The organism is Enterobacter sp. KB-221C9 (assembly GCF_041320715.1).
GTDB lineage: Bacteria > Pseudomonadota > Gammaproteobacteria > Enterobacterales > Enterobacteriaceae > Enterobacter > Enterobacter asburiae_D.
The window spans coordinates 1-15,048 of record NZ_JBGIWG010000015.1 but is presented as its reverse complement, the minus strand read 5'-3'; the positions used below and the strand labels follow the sequence as shown (position 1 = coordinate 15,048).

Annotated in this window: 18 protein-coding genes; 6 read left to right on the top strand and 12 right to left on the bottom strand. The window is 50.1% G+C overall.

Annotated elements, in window-relative coordinates; translation table 11 throughout:
• Positions 1-53: 53 nt before the first annotated feature.
• The 8 genes from rstB to AB8846_RS18925 all read right to left on the bottom strand — a co-directional run bounded on the left by rstB (position 54) and on the right by AB8846_RS18925 (position 7,939).
• Entirely contained in the window at positions 54-1,352 is a 1,299-nt protein-coding gene (gene rstB / locus AB8846_RS18960) for a two-component system sensor histidine kinase RstB (protein WP_331412466.1), read from the bottom strand.
• 29 nt (positions 1,353-1,381) lie between these two features.
• Entirely contained in the window at positions 1,382-2,662 is a 1,281-nt protein-coding gene (locus tag AB8846_RS18955) for a site-specific integrase (protein WP_085841768.1), read from the bottom strand.
• On the bottom strand, positions 2,662-2,877 hold the full coding sequence (gene xisR, locus AB8846_RS18950) for an excisionase family protein (RefSeq protein WP_047647992.1): 216 nt from the start codon (positions 2,875-2,877) through the stop codon (positions 2,662-2,664). Before xisR ends, AB8846_RS18955 begins: the two co-directional genes overlap by 1 nt.
• A gap of 70 nt (positions 2,878-2,947) precedes the next feature.
• On the bottom strand, positions 2,948-3,190 hold the full coding sequence (locus AB8846_RS18945) for a DUF4060 family protein (RefSeq protein ID WP_020882485.1): 243 nt from the start codon (positions 3,188-3,190) through the stop codon (positions 2,948-2,950).
• A 38-nt stretch (positions 3,191-3,228) separates the two neighbouring features.
• Positions 3,229-4,314 carry a RecT family recombinase gene (locus tag AB8846_RS18940; RefSeq protein WP_085841767.1) on the bottom strand — a complete coding sequence of 362 codons (1,086 nt, stop codon included), beginning with the start codon at positions 4,312-4,314 and terminating at the stop codon, positions 3,229-3,231.
• Positions 4,315-4,323: 9 nt separating this feature from the next.
• A complete protein-coding gene (locus AB8846_RS18935; protein WP_370733389.1) occupies positions 4,324-7,461 on the bottom strand; it encodes a RecE family exodeoxyribonuclease in 3,138 nt (1,045 codons plus the stop codon).
• A 182-nt stretch (positions 7,462-7,643) separates the two neighbouring features.
• Entirely contained in the window at positions 7,644-7,820 is a 177-nt protein-coding gene (locus tag AB8846_RS18930; protein ID WP_072034207.1) for a DUF1482 family protein, read from the bottom strand.
• Entirely contained in the window at positions 7,817-7,939 is a 123-nt protein-coding gene (locus AB8846_RS18925) for a hypothetical protein (protein WP_258321457.1), read from the bottom strand. Before AB8846_RS18925 ends, AB8846_RS18930 begins: the two co-directional genes overlap by 4 nt.
• A gap of 90 nt (positions 7,940-8,029) precedes the next feature.
• On the opposite strand from AB8846_RS18925, the gene AB8846_RS18920 reads away from it, so the two are divergent.
• Positions 8,030-8,221: a hypothetical protein gene (locus tag AB8846_RS18920; RefSeq protein ID WP_059311999.1), complete on the top strand. Its 192-nt coding sequence runs from the start codon at positions 8,030-8,032 to the stop codon at positions 8,219-8,221.
• 452 nt (positions 8,222-8,673) lie between these two features.
• Here the strand turns inward: AB8846_RS18920 and AB8846_RS18915 are convergent, their stop codons facing one another.
• Both AB8846_RS18915 and AB8846_RS18910 read right to left on the bottom strand, forming a co-directional pair.
• Positions 8,674-9,660, bottom strand: a complete 987-nt coding sequence (locus AB8846_RS18915; RefSeq protein ID WP_047647988.1) for a P63C domain-containing protein — start codon at positions 9,658-9,660, stop codon at positions 8,674-8,676.
• Positions 9,661-9,834: 174 nt separating this feature from the next.
• Positions 9,835-10,218 carry a helix-turn-helix domain-containing protein gene (locus tag AB8846_RS18910; RefSeq protein ID WP_047647987.1) on the bottom strand — a complete coding sequence of 128 codons (384 nt, stop codon included), beginning with the start codon at positions 10,216-10,218 and terminating at the stop codon, positions 9,835-9,837.
• Positions 10,219-10,316: 98 nt separating this feature from the next.
• Here AB8846_RS18910 and AB8846_RS18905 point away from each other — a divergent pair, with 98 nt between their 5' ends.
• The 5 genes from AB8846_RS18905 to AB8846_RS18885 all read left to right on the top strand — a co-directional run bounded on the left by AB8846_RS18905 (position 10,317) and on the right by AB8846_RS18885 (position 13,112).
• Positions 10,317-10,535, top strand: a complete 219-nt coding sequence (locus AB8846_RS18905) for a YdaS family helix-turn-helix protein (protein WP_047647986.1) — start codon at positions 10,317-10,319, stop codon at positions 10,533-10,535.
• Positions 10,536-10,537: 2 nt separating this feature from the next.
• Positions 10,538-11,089, top strand: a complete 552-nt coding sequence (locus AB8846_RS18900; RefSeq protein WP_047647985.1) for a toxin YdaT family protein — start codon at positions 10,538-10,540, stop codon at positions 11,087-11,089.
• Positions 11,090-11,173: 84 nt separating this feature from the next.
• Entirely contained in the window at positions 11,174-12,091 is a 918-nt protein-coding gene (locus AB8846_RS18895) for a replication protein (RefSeq protein ID WP_047647984.1), read from the top strand.
• Positions 12,088-12,774 (top strand): replication protein P, encoded by a 687-nt coding sequence (locus tag AB8846_RS18890; protein WP_047647983.1) that lies wholly within the window; start codon positions 12,088-12,090, stop codon positions 12,772-12,774. The genes AB8846_RS18895 and AB8846_RS18890 overlap by 4 nt, the downstream gene beginning before the upstream one ends.
• Positions 12,775-12,893: 119 nt before the next feature.
• Positions 12,894-13,112, top strand: a complete 219-nt coding sequence (locus AB8846_RS18885) for a hypothetical protein (RefSeq protein WP_047647982.1) — start codon at positions 12,894-12,896, stop codon at positions 13,110-13,112.
• Positions 13,113-13,438: 326 nt separating this feature from the next.
• Here AB8846_RS18885 and lpxP read toward each other — a convergent pair whose 3' ends face one another.
• Both lpxP and AB8846_RS18875 read right to left on the bottom strand, forming a co-directional pair.
• Positions 13,439-14,347, bottom strand: a complete 909-nt coding sequence (gene lpxP / locus AB8846_RS18880; RefSeq protein ID WP_047647981.1) for a kdo(2)-lipid IV(A) palmitoleoyltransferase — start codon at positions 14,345-14,347, stop codon at positions 13,439-13,441.
• Positions 14,348-14,887: 540 nt separating this feature from the next.
• A partial coding sequence (locus AB8846_RS18875; protein WP_370733433.1) for a YnfU family zinc-binding protein occupies positions 14,888-15,048 on the bottom strand: 161 nt, incomplete at its 5' end.

Genomic DNA, 15,048 nt, shown 5'->3' with positions numbered 1-15,048 from the left:
ACATACTTATCATATAGCACAGCACGCCGGGTCAGGCCAGCGTGCGGTTGAGGTCAGGCAGGGACGGGAAGGGAGATGTTATGGTACACCGGCCAGCTAAAGCAGAAGCGCGCGCCGCCGAGCTCGCTCTCTTCGCAATGCACCGTGCCGCCCATCGCCTGCGCGATAGAGTAGACAATCGCCAGCCCCAGGCCGCATCCGCCGGTGGCTCGATCGCGGCTGGGGTCGAGGCGGACAAACGGTTCAAACACGGTTTCTCGCGCTTCCGGGGCGATCCCCGGACCGTCATCCTCCACCGTCAGGCTGGCCTGATTGCCCTGCAAATCCAGCCCAATCTGTAGCGTACTTTCGCTGTAGCGCATGGCGTTGTTCATCAGATTGTCCAGCACGCGCTCCATCAGGCGCATATCGAGCGCGCCGTAATCACCCGGCGTGACGCGCGTTAACAGCGTGCGCTGCGGATTCACGCTCTGAACGTCATCGATGTGGGTTTGCAGCCAGGCGGGCAGGTCCGGCGTGCTGAGGTTCAGTTCGTTTTGCGGACGATCGAGGCGCGCGTAGGTCAGCAGCTCCTCAATCAGCCCTTCAAGCTGGCCAATATCGCGGTTCAGGGCCTGAGACTCCGCTTCCGTCAGATTCTCGCTCATCTCCAGACGATAGCGCAGGCGAACCAGCGGCGTGCGCAGCTCGTGCGCAATCCCGTCGATCAGCTGCTTCTTACTGGCGATAAGGGCATTGATGTTATCGGCCATCTGGTTAAAGGCCACGCCCAGACGTTCAAAACTGGAACCGCTGTCGAAGTGGATACGTTCGGTAAAATGCCCCTCGCCAAAACGCTGCGCGGCGGATTCCAGTTTCAGCATGTCCTGCCAGTGTGGGCGCATCCAGATAAAGACCGGAAACGCGAGCGAAATGGCGATAAAGGCCATCAGCGCCATGTCCAGCAGACGCATCTGGTGCAGATAATAGAGATAGGGCACCGGCCCGACGGCCAGCACGTAATGGCTGCGCGGAATTCGCTGGATAAAGGTGTATTTCTCATCCAGCGCGACGATGTCCCCGTCGCGCAGACGCTGCATGGCGGGCGGATCCAGCTCAAAATCTTTTAACGGCTCGATGCGTAAATCGAACGACAGGTTCAGATCCAACTCTTTGAGGGTTTTCGCCCAGTCGTGCGGCGGGATCTCTCTCAGCTCGCTGCGCATCAGATAGAGCGAGCTTTTCATCAGATCGTCCAGCGACTGCCTGCCCGCACGTTCGGCGGTGAATTTATAGACCAGCCCGACCAGCATGGTCATGACCAGGAAGCAGACAAACAGCAAAAGATAAAACTGCACAAACAGCTTTTTCATTAAATATCACCGGAAAATCAAGTAATTAACTACTTTGTTTTTACCTTCAGGGGCACTATAGGGGCATTTGCATACCCGCCAAAGCGCTGATTCAAAAATGATACCTGATCGCTATCGAGAGCATTTATCCACGCAGAGTATACATGGAAGACCATCTCTGCATTCTCATGACCCATCTGATTCGCTATAAAAGCAGGATTAGCACCTGCCGACAACATCCAGCACGCGTATGTATGACGCAGCTGATAGGGGCGTCTGCGGCGAATGCCCGATCGTCTTACCGTAATATCCCATAGTGACACAATAGAACTAACTGAATAGTAGGCTGCCTGCTTGCCTTTCTGAGGTCGAGGCATAAACACAAAGTGCAGTTTCTGCGTTTCCGTTTTACCGAACTCCCGGTGGTGAAAAGTGATTGGTACCTTAGGGGCACTCCCGGTAAGTTCCTTTTGAGCTCGCAAAGCCTCCAGAGCCGGCTCCAGTAACTTTATCGTCCGGTATCCAGCTTCGGTTTTGGGTGGTCCAAACAAACCTTCCTGAGTTAGATTGCGTGCTATCGTAGCTTCGCCGGAATTAAGATCGATATCTTCCCAGGCAAGAGCGCAAAGCTCCCCGGGCCGAACGCCAGTGTAAGCAAAAAATTGCCACATGTTTTTCTGCTGAGCCGGAGCAGTCTCTTTCAACTGCTCAAACTCATGTCTCAGAAGTGGATCTGGTTTTGTTTGCCCTTTGCGAAGCCTTTTTATCCCGACATATGGTTGATATGAAATGACTTTATTTTTAACCGCATAGTCGAGGATTTGTCGCAGGATGGCCAGATAATAATCTACTGTTCTAACGGCGCGGCCGGTTTTATTTCTTCTCTTTTCGGGAGCATAGTTAGTCTCGCCAGTCAGTAATTCCTTTCTCCAGCCCAGAATGTCGCTGTTGGTGATGGATGCAACCAGCGTTTCAGGGCCAATTAGTTTTGTTAACGTTCTTACAGCTATCCCATAGCTTCTTGTGGCATTGGGGGAGAGATCGATTTTATGGTTTTCATACCAGGTTGATGCAAGTTCGGCGAACGTCGTAATATTTTTAGATGCATAAAACTTTGCTGCAACCTTTGACTCCGGAAACACGCCCCGGTAGTCAAAAGTGCCCAGCTGAATCTCGCTTACAATTTTGGCCCTTAGATTCCCGGCTTTTTTGAGATTCGAAGCATTTACGATCCATCCTTTCAATGTTTCTCGACATCTAACACCCTGAAACTTGAAACTTATTCGTATCTTATTGTTGTGGATCTCAACACCCGTTGGCATTGCAGCCATTATGCCTCCTTCACAAACCTGTTAATGTTTGGGATGTTGTACCAGACAAGTCCTCGCTCTTCGGAGCTGCTTCCATCCAATGGGATTCTCTTAAAATGAACACCTTCTACCCAGGAGGTTTGGCGATAGCTTTTAATCTGACGATCGGTAAGGCCTGTCTTCTCTTTTAGTTTTGAAGCAACGCCCCATTCTGAATCGTAAATTACCTGCGACATGGTTCACCTCAGGTAACCGGCATGAGTATAGAGATGCCGGTCTTTAATCGTTGATATTTCAATTTCAGTTTCAGTTTGCCTGGCCGGGCAGGGAACGCAGTCGGCGCATGCCGGTCATTGCAGTGGCCACGTAGCTTGCCTTGCAGTTGACCACTTCAACCCAGACCTTCACGCCTTCCACTCTCACCGTATAGGTCTCTTTCATCTTGCTGCGCCCATAGTCACCATATCTTTGCTGGTGGGCTGCGAGTGCGATTTCACATGCCTGGCGAGCCAAAGGGGATTGCTTACTGCCTCGATTAATCAGTCGCATTTCTTCTCCTTGAGGGAGGGTTTCCCCTCCCGATCTCGTTAGTCCACGTATTCCGGTTTCATATCCGCCAGGGTGACGCTGAACTGACCATGCAATTCGTCGCCCAGATGGCGTTTCGACGATGCAAGGACGCGCTCAACTTCTGCGAACCGAGCAGCTGCATCGGGCTCATCTGCAGGTGGCAAGGAATTGATTGCTGCTTCGACTTTGTTCCGTGCATCAACCAGGTAATAACGCTTCACGGCCTTGTTTTTCAGCTCAGTGAACAGGGCAGAACCCAGCGTTGCTTTCACGGTTTCAATATCTGCGCGCAGCGCTTTAGCGCTATCCACATCCTGAGCCGCCTCGATGCGGTCACGGAAATCATCAGCAAGTGCATCGATATTTTGAGCTGATTCCTGAGCCGTTTGAGTCGTAGTGACGTTGTCACCTGAAATATCAGCAAGGCTAACGTGCTGCGCCGGTGCGGGATTTACCTCTCGCTCTTCACGGCGATCATCGAGTTCATCCGGGGTGTAGACGCCCAGAATCACATCGGGGCAGAACAGTCTCGCCCAGCGTTTGACGGCCAGGTACGCCAGTTGCTGGCGAGGGTCGTCAGCCCAGAGGGTAGAGTTTCGGGTACGGGCCTGAGCCAGCAGTAAATCTAGTTCTCTCGGCTGATCTTCGCCTTTCAGGGTTGCGCTGATAATGATGCCGATCCCTGCTTCGTCAGCCAGGGTCCAGCCCGGGACTCGGTACTCGCCTTTGTCGCCTTTACGGATATGGAATTTCCCAACAACCTTTTCCCATGGTCCGTACCATTCATATTCAAAGCGGCTGGCCAGCACACCGCTTCGTGAAATGACGGCATTAACCAGCTGCGCTTCATACCCGAGCACACCGTTAATCAGGTGCGTCTTCTGCGCCACGGCAAAGGGATTCATCTGCCACTGAGCCGCTTGCATCGCTACAGCCATGCAGTCGGCCTGATTGCCCTGCAGGTGCTTAGGAACAGTAGCGGTGCCCTGGGCCATAATCTGCGCGAACGTGCTGATGGCGTTCAGATACTGGGAATCGAACAAAGCCACGTTGGAGTTAATAACGGTGTTCTGGTCAGCAACGGTAACGTTAGTGTTATGCATAAATCCCCCTTAAGCCTGAGCGCGCAGCGCTTCGAGGCGGCGCAGGTCGAAGTCGTTCAGTTCATCGGTGTAATCGGTAGTGATCGGCGCTGGCCAGTCGCCCGTGTCGAAACCTGTGGCGATGGCGCGCATTGTTTTGCGGTACTCGAGCATGCCCAGTTCCAGCAGTTCGGTGGATGCCTCAATGATGGCGATCCAGTGGTAGTTCTCGTCTTTGTTGACGAAAATCCAGAAGAACTGATCCAGCGCCGCGGTCTCGCAATACATAGCCGCGCTGAGGTGATAGTCACGGTCTATGATTTCCCGGTGCAGCCTGGCGCGCAGGCTTTCCTGCTTCACATTCCACATGCTGATGGTTTTCAGGTCAGCACCGATGCGCACGCCGTCCAGTTCAATCTCGAGGTCAGGGCGTACACGCACTTCTAATCCGGTTTCGTCGTCGAAACCGAAATAGCTCACCTCAACGGCGCGGCTTGGATGTGTCAGCAGCATGCCCGCGGTCGGGTGCGCCAGTAGTGCGGACTGAATTGCCCGCGCTGTGGCCAGTTGCTGGCGGGTAACCAGAATCTTTTCACCAGGGTTGTCGCGCCAGGCATCCAGCAGTTCGTCGGCGAATATGGCATCGGGCTTAACTGATTTAATTGTCTGGATCATATCTGCTTTGGTACCGGACACTTTCAGCGGCGTCGGTTTCTGCGCTTCTTGCGCCACCAGATCAGGATTGATGATCGCTAATTGCTCGAGTAGCGCATCACGGCTGCCGCTGGTTTTAACTGGCGCGGGCAGGGTGGCGTTGTACTCTTTAATACATGCCTTCATTGCTGTTGCTGTTTGCTTCTGGCCTTCTTCAATACGCTGGTACTCAGCAGGGAGAGCCATATAGCTTTGAGCCGTTTCTTCCAGGCTCGCGCCAAGCGGCACTGGAGCGGGAAGGGATGCGTTATGTTCTTCAAGCAACGCTTTAATCTCGTCAGCGCTTAGCAGCGCCGGTAGGCTGGCGTTGTACGCATCGATGAACTCGCGCAGAGTTGCGGTGGTGGTGAAAGCACCCTCCGGGATCTCCGGTTCTACGCTGAACTCTGCTACGAGGTTTTCCGGCTGCAATGCAAGGGCGTGCACTAGGTTTCCCATATCCAGTACTTTGGATGCTGTTCGCGGGATGGTTTTAGCCACATGGCGCGCGTTAAAGTACATCAGGCTGACGCGGGCATCTTTCACTTGGGTTGAGCTAATACCGTTTGCTGCGTGATAAACGTCATTCGGTAGGCATTCGTAGCGGCCAGGCTCGAAGTAAGCCGGGTATACAATTACCGGTTCTGCTTGCTGTTCTTCCAACGCTACGGAATCTGTCTGCGAATTAGCTGCATCAGTGCTTTCGCCCGGTGGTACCGAACCAACATCTTCGTCTTTCTCTGGCTTAACCGTTTCCATCTGCACATCGCTGATGGTCTCCGCTATTTTTTCCGTTTTTTCGACTTCATTTGAGGAGGTATTGATGACCGGTTCGGTATTTCCATCCATCAGGCCATCGATGGAGAACACGCCGCTACCGAGATTTTCAACCTGCGGTTGTTCATCTGGGGCTTTTGTCTCAACTGCATGGGTAGGCAACGGCAGTAACTCCACAGCAGAGTTAAACTCAGCCGTCATGGTTTTATTAACGAACTCAAGATGAGCCGCTGGCGTGTGATGAATGTTCTCGGGAGCGATGCGGATCAGATTGAAGATTGCCGCACGGTTCACCGCCAGTACACCCGGCTGATTACGCAAGATGGCGCCCCATGATTTCCATGGTTCTTCTTTCTTAGCCACGATTTCTTTGGCACGTCGTAATACGCTCGAAGGAATTTCGAAGTGGTGGAAGTCCATAGGCAGTAGGGCGCATGCGATCTCAAGATCGAGGGTGTCCAGAGTGTGATGCGCGCCTTCGCCGCGATCCGTTACATAGCCACCGTCGGCATTGGTACCAGAATTGCTGCGCTGAACATTACTGATGCGGTTTCCGGCAGCCCATTCGCGCGCCAGGATGCCGCGGTCAATGTAATCAGTCGCCGCCCAGATTCGGGTGAAACGGAGAACCAAAGCGAGTTCGTGGCGCTTCTCCTGGCTGAACACCTTGCGAATGGCGTCGGTATAGCGCCACAGGTCTTTGGTGTCGTAACCCTTAACCTCTTCGCAGTTTTCTGCCGCCAGCAGCAGGTTCTGGACATAGCTGTTGTCAGTGTCCATCTCCAGAGCGCTGATACCTTCGTATTCTTGGCGGGTTAAGTGGTGGCGCAGTTCGTTGGCGGTGAACTGGGCGAGTAGCTGCTTCCGGAACGGCATACGCACGACTGGATAACGAGTGGTTTCGTCATCATTCTCGTCAATCTGGATACCGTTATCAGGTTCCAGAACCTGAACGGTTGTAACGTCGGAGTTGCTGGTGCTTTCTGATTTGAGAAGAGAAAGCTTTCCGCTTCTCCACTCTTCAACTAACTGATTGCGGTCGCTGGCATCTGCTCTCGCCCAGTCAGCCATGAATGCAGCGATAATTTCGGTTTCGTGTGCTTCATCTGGCGTGAATACCTGCTTAATCGCCTGAACCAGTTTCCACTCAGCGTTCAGGCTGAGATCGGCAACTTCAGGGATGTCGTTCTTCGCCAGCAGCAGGTTCTGGAGATAGGTGTTGCCTTCATCCAGTGACATTTCGCTGGCAGACAGCTGCTGCTCTTTAGTGATGTGTGACTGGTATTTGTCGCTGGTCAGGTGGACGGCAAAACGGACCGCTGGAGTGCGGTTTTCAAGCGGGACACTCTCGACGGTAGTTTCGACATTAACGGACGTTTCCGGTGCGGCAGTGGTGTCCACAGGTCCAGTCAACTCAGCACCAGCCTTTGGCAGCCAGGTGCGTCCATCTTCCTGCAGTTCGTAGCGTTTGCACCAGGTGTAATCCACCGCACTTTCTTCCGGCAGGTCGTTATACACGGGGAAATCGGTCCGAACTGGTTTGGCATAATCCGTGCCCCGGCCGGTTTCAATGCCAGCATCTTCTAGCTCTACATCCAGCTGCAAATTGGCTCGTGCTTCTGATTTAGCCGTGAACCAGATAACGGCATCTTCTTTGCCGGATTTCTGGGTTGCCTTGATAAAATGAAAGAATTCCATATCGGGTCCTTAATTTTGGTTGTAAGATACCCGCAGCTAATGATTGCCGCCTTGGGTAGTGGTCATTGGTCAAAACTCGATTCCGGAAAGCTTTGGTCGGCTGACCGGGTACTTAACCCGCCTTGCGCGGGTTTTGTGCTTTTAGGGGCTGGTAACAGCCATTGGTCATAACTCGATTAAAATTAGAAAGCAGGCTGTTGGTCTTCAGCCGGTTTATATGGGTGACACTCTCCTTTAATGTGCTGCTCTTTGGCAGCTGCATCACAGCCAGCTTCGGTCTGGTATACACCGAGCATGATGTCTGAGCATTCCCCGGTGAGGGCGCAGACGGTAACGATCAGCGCAAAGAGAGAGCTCATGCTTTTAGCTCTGGATTGCCTTTTTGCGCCAGTAAGTAGCAAAGCTTGCGAATCCATACTTCCGCCGCACTGAGGCGGATAGCTTGTTGTCTTGAAGGTGTTCGTGCAAAGTCGATCATTTATCTTTCCTTTTAATTCTGACTGTCGTATCGCGGTCCTAACTTCAGTGCTATTGTGGTTATTCCCGCACTCTAATGAGGGAGTTAACTGTGGAAAAAGAAGAGAAAGTCTTGTATTTAACTCGCTTAGCGGTTGATACATATAACTCTTACCGTTCTGCTCAAATCTCTTCTGGCCGGAATCTTTCTGACCCCCACGATCCGGTGGAAGAGATAGAAAAAATCTATGCAAAATTCGAAGTCTTTCTTGACCAGAAACTCTCAGAAGACGAATGGAAATAGGGTTATATGCTTCCCCAGCTAGACCTATTTCTCCAGAGTGAGCTGTTGCAATGTGCATAAAGCTCACTCTTTCTTATGACCGTGTCATCCACAATTTTTCCCCCTATATGCGCCTGTAACGCCGGCCAGCGGAACGTTTAAACCTGATGCGCGTTAATCTCTCCACCTCATCCGACTATTCGTATGCCGTCGGCGGCTACTTCGTGGGCGTCCTGCCTTGGTGGTTCGTAGTGCGTCTTGGTGATGTTAGTAAATCACTACTTTACCTATAGGTCAAGTGTGGAATTACTCAAAAGTACAGCAATTCTTTACCTTGACCATCTGGTGTACGAAAATGAGTTATCGTGCGCAAAAAAATCCCGACGCTAAGGTCGGGATCTTTAAATAAAGGGCAGGGCTTTGAGGCAGACTTGTTTGAGGACTAAAAACCGTCGTGGTGTTGAGGTTAAAATTTACTTTCGTATGGAAGGTTTCGGCAATTCAGGGTGAACAACCTCGAACTTAGTTTCGAAATCCTCGTAATTGTTGCTTAGTTTCATTACCGTAACTACTGACGAAAGATGTTCTCTAAGCTTTGGATGCCCGATTTCTTGAGTTAAATGCTGGTGTAGTCTTCCACTTTTTTTGCTTTTAGAAGCAGCTAGTTTAAGCTCTTCCCTCAATCCTGGTGCAAGTCGGTCATAAACAATTTTGTTTGTTAAGGTACCAAAGTATGCTGGAAAATTCCTTTTTTGAGGAGGGTATGGGATCCCTCTGAGGCGACATAATTGCTCGTAATAATCAGGACTAAAAGTATGCACCCACGGTTGTAACTCTTTAGCAACAAAAGCTTCAAGAATCTTAGCTAATGAGTCCCTTTCTCTAATTCTTTGATAACCAGTAGCTTCGTCAACAAGGGCTACAATACCTACTCTTGCAAAACCTCGAACCAGGAGTAGTGCCCTGCGAGCTAGCTCTTCTTGCCCTTTCTTTAATACTCCTTTTGCATCAGCGGCCAAAATCGCATCGCATAAATCAGCAAGAATTGTGGCAGGATAGCCGATCATGTAGCCTGGAGTATGAGGGTTTTTGAATTTAAGCGCGCCACGAAGTAAATCTGGTATCTCATTGTTTACAAATGGGTTTAAGAAACCGCCCTCAGTAAAGTTTGCAAGTCGCGCGGCAGCTTGGCTAGGGTCCCAGCCAAGGGCTGATGCTAAGCCACGCTGAGAGAAAACCCTTGTCTTATTTTCATCATCTAAGACGTAACACTCTAATTCTATTTCACCGATCTTTAATGGCTCATCGTTAGAACCAGCAATCACTTTTGGCATGCTTGCTAATTCAGCTTTTGCTTGCACCATTTTTAGTGATTGAGCTTTCTTTTCATCGGCTGTCATTTTGGCTGCGCGAGCTTTACCACCTTTGGCCTTTCCCTTTGGTTCATTATTTTCTTGCATGAGCGTTTCTCGTGTTGTGATTTACTAGCGATTTAATCACATGCAAGTAGCAACGTGCAAATTATTTTCTTGCAAGAAAAAAGGCCGCGTGCCTGCGACCTTAATCACCAAGAATTGATTGTAATTTACTAATATCCGATGCGAATTTTAGAGAATGGAATGAAGCAATTTACCCTAATCTTCTCGACCCTTTATCCGGCCCTTCATGTACTTCTCATAAAGCTCATCCAACTCCTTCAGGCGAAGCGAGAAGATGCGGAGCATGTTCCGTTGTTCTTCTTCGGGCAGTTGGCGATATAGCTCCAGCAGACGTTGTTCGTCTGCCTTGAGACCGTCTTTCTCACCAACGTCCTCACCAAGGAGCCAGGGGACCGACACTCCAGCTGCATCAGCTAAGGCAAGTGCCGATTCTTTGCTCATCTTACCGGTTCGAAACCATCCGGTCACCGCTTGCTTGCTGACATTAGCTACTTTGGCCATCTCTGTTTTTGAGAAGCCTTTTTTATTCAATTCAGTCAGCCTAGAAATCAGGCTCTGGTTAGGTTCTTTTCTATTCATATATGGATTGTAAACAATAGCTTTACCACTTGATAGGCAGGTGGTTCTTGACTGATTGGTAAATTGATGCTTTACTCGCTTGCACTTAAGGAGGTCCTATGACTGGAATTGAACTTGCAATTCTTCGATCCGGCTCGGCAAGCGGGCTAGGTGCTCTGATCGGTGTTTCAAAAATGGCTGTTTCGCTTTGGCGCCGCAAGGGGATTCCTGCTGAACGAGTGTTGTCAATTTACGGGGTTACCGGTGTAACGCCCCATGAACTGCGCCCAGATCTGTATCCAAATCCCACAGACGGTTTACCCAAACAGGAACCTTAACTATGCAGACTGTTTCACATCAACAGAGTAGCAGAGCTTCCTCTAATCCTCTGATATTCCAGTGTCATCAAAGCGAGTCGGCAGTGAAGGATATTGATCACCGTGATATTTGTTCTGCAGTCCGGGCGTGGGCAGCGGCAGAAGGGCGCGTAGCTGTTGCGCTTCAAATCCAGGAAGCGGCGGAAGAACTCCAACTTGATGGCGTGGAATTCTCAGGCCAGGCCGATGTCTGGAACGTCAAGCTGTTCCGCTGGCTCGACAACAAAGAAGACTCCGCATCGTACCGAAAGAACGTCGAACAGTTGGTGCCCGCGATCATGTCTGTATTACCGCTTCGATACCGCGACCGCGTCGTAAAGAATGACACGTTCGCATTTCGCATGGCTAGGTTGGAAAAAGAGGTGAGTGAGGCGAAGCAAGCTCTGATGCTCGATGCACCGAAGAAGGAAAAGCTGAAGGAGTTAGGCGAGGGGATTTTTGAGATGTTCCGTGTCGATCCGGACCTTACAGCGCCGCTGCTGGCGATGGTCACAACCATGCTGGGGGCAATATGAATACTCTAGAAAAGGCGAAAGCCGGTCTGCGCGAACAGAACCGACTTTCAGGTGCAAAAACGGAGTGTAATTGCGGAGCTAAGTATGTCAAACACAGCTGAAATTATCAATTTCCCCCACAGAACCGAACAACTGGGAGGTCGTATGGCCGACCTGTCGAATGGGTATACCAAGGTCGCTAACGAGATCCAACAGCTCAAGCCTCGTCTGAGAATGTCAGGCCGGGAGTGGCAGTGTTTTGAGGCGGTGATCTGGCTTACCTACGGCTGGAACAAGAAACAAGACCGCGTTACGAACACGGTGATCGCCGAGCTTACAGGGCTGAGTGATTCGCATGTTTCTGATGCGCTCAAATCGCTCGCAGATCGCAAAATTATCTTCAGTCAGAAGCAGGGCGTGATGAAAACGGTCGGTATAAATACTGACCTTTCTGCCTGGATTTTAGACAAACCGAAAACGGGAAAAGTCTTCCCGAAATCGGGAAAAGTGTTACCGAAAACGGGAAAAACCTTCCCGGAAACGGTAGACACCCAAGACTATAACAAGAACAATAATAAAATATCCTCGTCTCGGAATTCTGACGAATCCCGAAACCAGAAAACTCAAAAGTTTCTCTCACGCCATCCAGAAGCTGCCGCCGGGATATACACCCCGGCAGGTAAATCATGGGGCTCCGCTGACGACCTCAAGGCCGCACGCTGGATTTACGACAGGCTTCTCACCGTCAACGCATCGCTATCCGAACCCAACTGGGTTGAATGGGCAAATACCATCAGGCTGATGCGTGTCCAGGACAAGCGCACGCACTACGAAATTTGTGACCTGTTCCAGTGGGCCAACCGGGACGAGTTCTGGAAAGACAACATCCTGAGCCCTTCGAGTCTGCGCAAGCAGTGGGATCAGCTCACCACCAAACGGCTGCGCGCAACCGGAGCGGCAAAGCCATCCCGGGGCGGCATCGACCTGCATAACACCGACTGGATTGACGGGGTGCTGGAATGAAAAACATAGCCGAGAGCATTCGCAATTTTGACCGGGAACAGGCCCGGCGTGTGGCACATGGAATGCCCGAACAGTACAGCGAACGTGAGCAAACACAGCAGGTGGCGCAGATTATCAACGGCCTGTTTGTGCAGCTGGCGGCCGCGTTCCCTGCAAGCCTGGTTAATCGCAGTCAGGAAGACGTGAACGAGATCCGTCGACAGTGGGTGCTGGCCTTCAAAGAAAACGGGATCACCACTCTGGAGCAGGTTGAAGCCGGCATGCGCATGGTGCGTCGCCAGGATCGCCCGTTCCTGCCTTCTCCAGGCCAGTTCATCAAGTGGTGCAGGGAAGGGCGCAGCGTACTGGGGATCACCACCGCTGACGTTATGGCTGAGTACTGGAAGTGGCGCAAGCTGGTGTTTCGGTACCCGAGCAGTGAGCATTATCCGTGGCCGAAGCCAGTTTATTACCATATATGCCTCGAACTGCGGCGCCGGGGAACTGATGGTCAACTGTGCCACAAAGAACTTGAGCATGAAGCCGGCGACATTCTGGATATGTGGGAAAAGCGGGTGCTGGCCGGGAAACCAATCCCGCCTGTTCGTCGTGCGTTGGCAGCACCAGTGGCTCCGAGGGGGCCAACGCCAGCTGAACTTCTGAAGGCTAAATACGCGCGCCTAAAAGATGAAGGGAGAGTTTAACTGTGCGAGCAAAGATTCTTCAGATTCGTACCATACAGCGAATGAGTAGAAGGCTTTGTTTCCACAACGTGTTATAAACAAGTTACAAGTCGCCTCCTCTGGCGACAAAGAGGCATGGCATGAAATTACGAATCACAAGAGCAATCGGCCTCAGCAAGTTCTCGCCACGTTGGGTTAAGGTTATCTGTTTACGGTTGACTAAAAACGATATTGAGCGCTCCCTCAACGCGCTTCTGGCCACAATTGATGAAACTGAACTCTCTTCGGAGCAAGTCAAAGCATTGAGGGAATGCGTTGACAGAATCAACCTGGCAAGGGGAAAGGGGATGCAAGCGTGAGCGCTACTGCTATTGAGCCGAAAGAGATTTTTTATACCACACGCTCATTGCTGAACACATAAAGCGTAGCTGAAGTGACTGATGCTGACTGAGTGATGCGCGGAGAAATAGTTGTCTAATAACTCAATCATATTAATCACTTTTCCCATGGTACCTTTTTTATCTTGAGGATTAGGCAGTACGAAATCCTAGCTTTGGCCGCTCTATTGGATCCTACACCTCTGAACTGCTAAGGACGGAATATGAACGGATGAAAGCTAGCATGAGGTGCGAGTGGTGTTGAGAAAGGTCCACTGGACAATCATTTGAATAATTCTGTGAAAAATTCATTTGTATAAAGAGTCTTCTCCTTCTGGGCGCGTTTTGAACCTTCGATGCATCCACAGGTATTGCTCAGGGGCGCGGAGGATTTCACGCTCGATGATTTTATTCATATAAGCAGCTGCAGCGATATTATCGTCCTCCGGATATCCTAACAATGGATTACTGATATACATATGATAACCTTTTTTATCGCTCCGTCGAATCATGCTAAGTGTGATCAAATTTGCTCCAGCGAGTTTTGAAAGTGCGTACGTTCCGTTCGTTGTGGCTGCTTTTTTTACCGAGAAAAAGGGTGCGAAAACGCTCCCCTTAGGCCCGTAATCCTGATCTGGTGCAAACCACACAGCTTCACCGGCCTTGAGTGCATGAACTAAGCGAGATAGATTACGTCGATCAATCATAGCTTTATTTGAACGCATACGTCCTTTTGTCTGAACCCATTCCATCAATGGATTGTTGTGCGGCCGATATGTTGCCATCATTGGATGGCATAACCCCATTACTCTTCCGCATAGTTCAAGCGACATGAAATGAATCCCGACAACCATTACCCCTCCGGTTGCGTTAGCCAAGTTTTCAATCCCTTCTACGTCAAACCACTTTTTGACTCTCGCATCGCTCCAGAACCAGGCCATGCCAGTTTCCATCAGTCCCAGCCCGAGAGAAACAAAGTTATTATTTATCATCTGGCTTCGGGCAATCGGAGTCATATCGGGAAAACAGAGTTCAATATTCCTAACCGCTATACTTTCTCTACGTTTTAAAAAGGGCCTGGAGATTTTTCCAAGACCGGAACCAAGAGTATATAAAACCGGATAAGGAAGTTGGACTATAACCCACAGAAGTGCCAAGCCTGCCCAGGAAAACCAGTGGCGGGGATGAAGTAATTTGTATGTAAAGAGTTGTGACATAAATTTCCCTAAGCTAATGAAGGTTGTAATGCACATGGATAATTTGAAGAATTTGTTTTTCAGCGGAACGTTTCATTTAGATAATTGAGTTTTTTTCTGAATTCAGGGGGACAGATTGCGTGTGGGAGTGGATGCTCACTAAATGGTTTAGTGAGGCGAAAAAAATTCTTTTTCTATAAGACTCAATGGGTTATTAACGATATTCGAGGAATTGCCTTCTGGATTCATCCTCCCCAACATACTCAAAAGATAGAAGACGAATTGGGATTAAGTTATAAAACCAATAGCAATCATTTCGTTGAATAACTTCGCCTGGCTTGAAACATATCCCTGATGCTTCCCGAACAATTGCATATTTACCATTGCTAAATTTCACTCTGTGGATATAGAAATGTTGACCGATCTGTCCATGACAGCTGTTCGAAAGTATATCTCCTTCAATAAAAACAGATTTTTTATCTTTCATCATAATGCCCTCTACCACTATACTATAAAAGGAATGTTGGCATTTACAGATATCAGTTAAGTTGCAGGAACTGTTCAGCCGCCGATGCACCAGCATTCTGATGGCCTGAACAACAGTCCGCAGGCAGGACATTCCAGAACAGCATTTTTTCTTAGTTTACCTGCTTTCTGATTGGCTCTGTATGCGCATACCGGGCAAGCAACATGGACCGGTCTTTCTTTAAAATGTCTAAGTC

Bases quoted from the DNA above. Each gene is read 5' to 3' on its own strand.
- rstB (WP_331412466.1), bottom strand. From the start codon at position 1,352: ATGAAAAAGCTGTTTGTGCAGTTTTATCTTTTGCTGTTTGTCTGCTTC.
- AB8846_RS18955 (WP_085841768.1), bottom strand. From the start codon at position 2,662: ATGGCTGCAATGCCAACGGGTGTTGAGATCCACAACAATAAGATACGA.
- xisR (WP_047647992.1), bottom strand. From the start codon at position 2,877: ATGTCGCAGGTAATTTACGATTCAGAATGGGGCGTTGCTTCAAAACTA.
- AB8846_RS18945 (WP_020882485.1), bottom strand. From the start codon at position 3,190: ATGCGACTGATTAATCGAGGCAGTAAGCAATCCCCTTTGGCTCGCCAG.
- AB8846_RS18940 (WP_085841767.1), bottom strand. From the start codon at position 4,314: ATGCATAACACTAACGTTACCGTTGCTGACCAGAACACCGTTATTAAC.
- AB8846_RS18935 (WP_370733389.1), bottom strand. From the start codon at position 7,461: ATGGAATTCTTTCATTTTATCAAGGCAACCCAGAAATCCGGCAAAGAA.
- AB8846_RS18930 (WP_072034207.1), bottom strand. From the start codon at position 7,820: ATGAGCTCTCTCTTTGCGCTGATCGTTACCGTCTGCGCCCTCACCGGG.
- AB8846_RS18925 (WP_258321457.1), bottom strand. From the start codon at position 7,939: ATGATCGACTTTGCACGAACACCTTCAAGACAACAAGCTATCCGCCTC.
- AB8846_RS18915 (WP_047647988.1), bottom strand. From the start codon at position 9,660: ATGCAAGAAAATAATGAACCAAAGGGAAAGGCCAAAGGTGGTAAAGCT.
- AB8846_RS18910 (WP_047647987.1), bottom strand. From the start codon at position 10,218: ATGAATAGAAAAGAACCTAACCAGAGCCTGATTTCTAGGCTGACTGAA.
- AB8846_RS18905 (WP_047647986.1), top strand. From the start codon at position 10,317: ATGACTGGAATTGAACTTGCAATTCTTCGATCCGGCTCGGCAAGCGGG.
- AB8846_RS18900 (WP_047647985.1), top strand. From the start codon at position 10,538: ATGCAGACTGTTTCACATCAACAGAGTAGCAGAGCTTCCTCTAATCCT.
- AB8846_RS18895 (WP_047647984.1), top strand. From the start codon at position 11,174: ATGTCAAACACAGCTGAAATTATCAATTTCCCCCACAGAACCGAACAA.
- AB8846_RS18890 (WP_047647983.1), top strand. From the start codon at position 12,088: ATGAAAAACATAGCCGAGAGCATTCGCAATTTTGACCGGGAACAGGCC.
- AB8846_RS18885 (WP_047647982.1), top strand. From the start codon at position 12,894: ATGAAATTACGAATCACAAGAGCAATCGGCCTCAGCAAGTTCTCGCCA.
- lpxP (WP_047647981.1), bottom strand. From the start codon at position 14,347: ATGTCACAACTCTTTACATACAAATTACTTCATCCCCGCCACTGGTTT.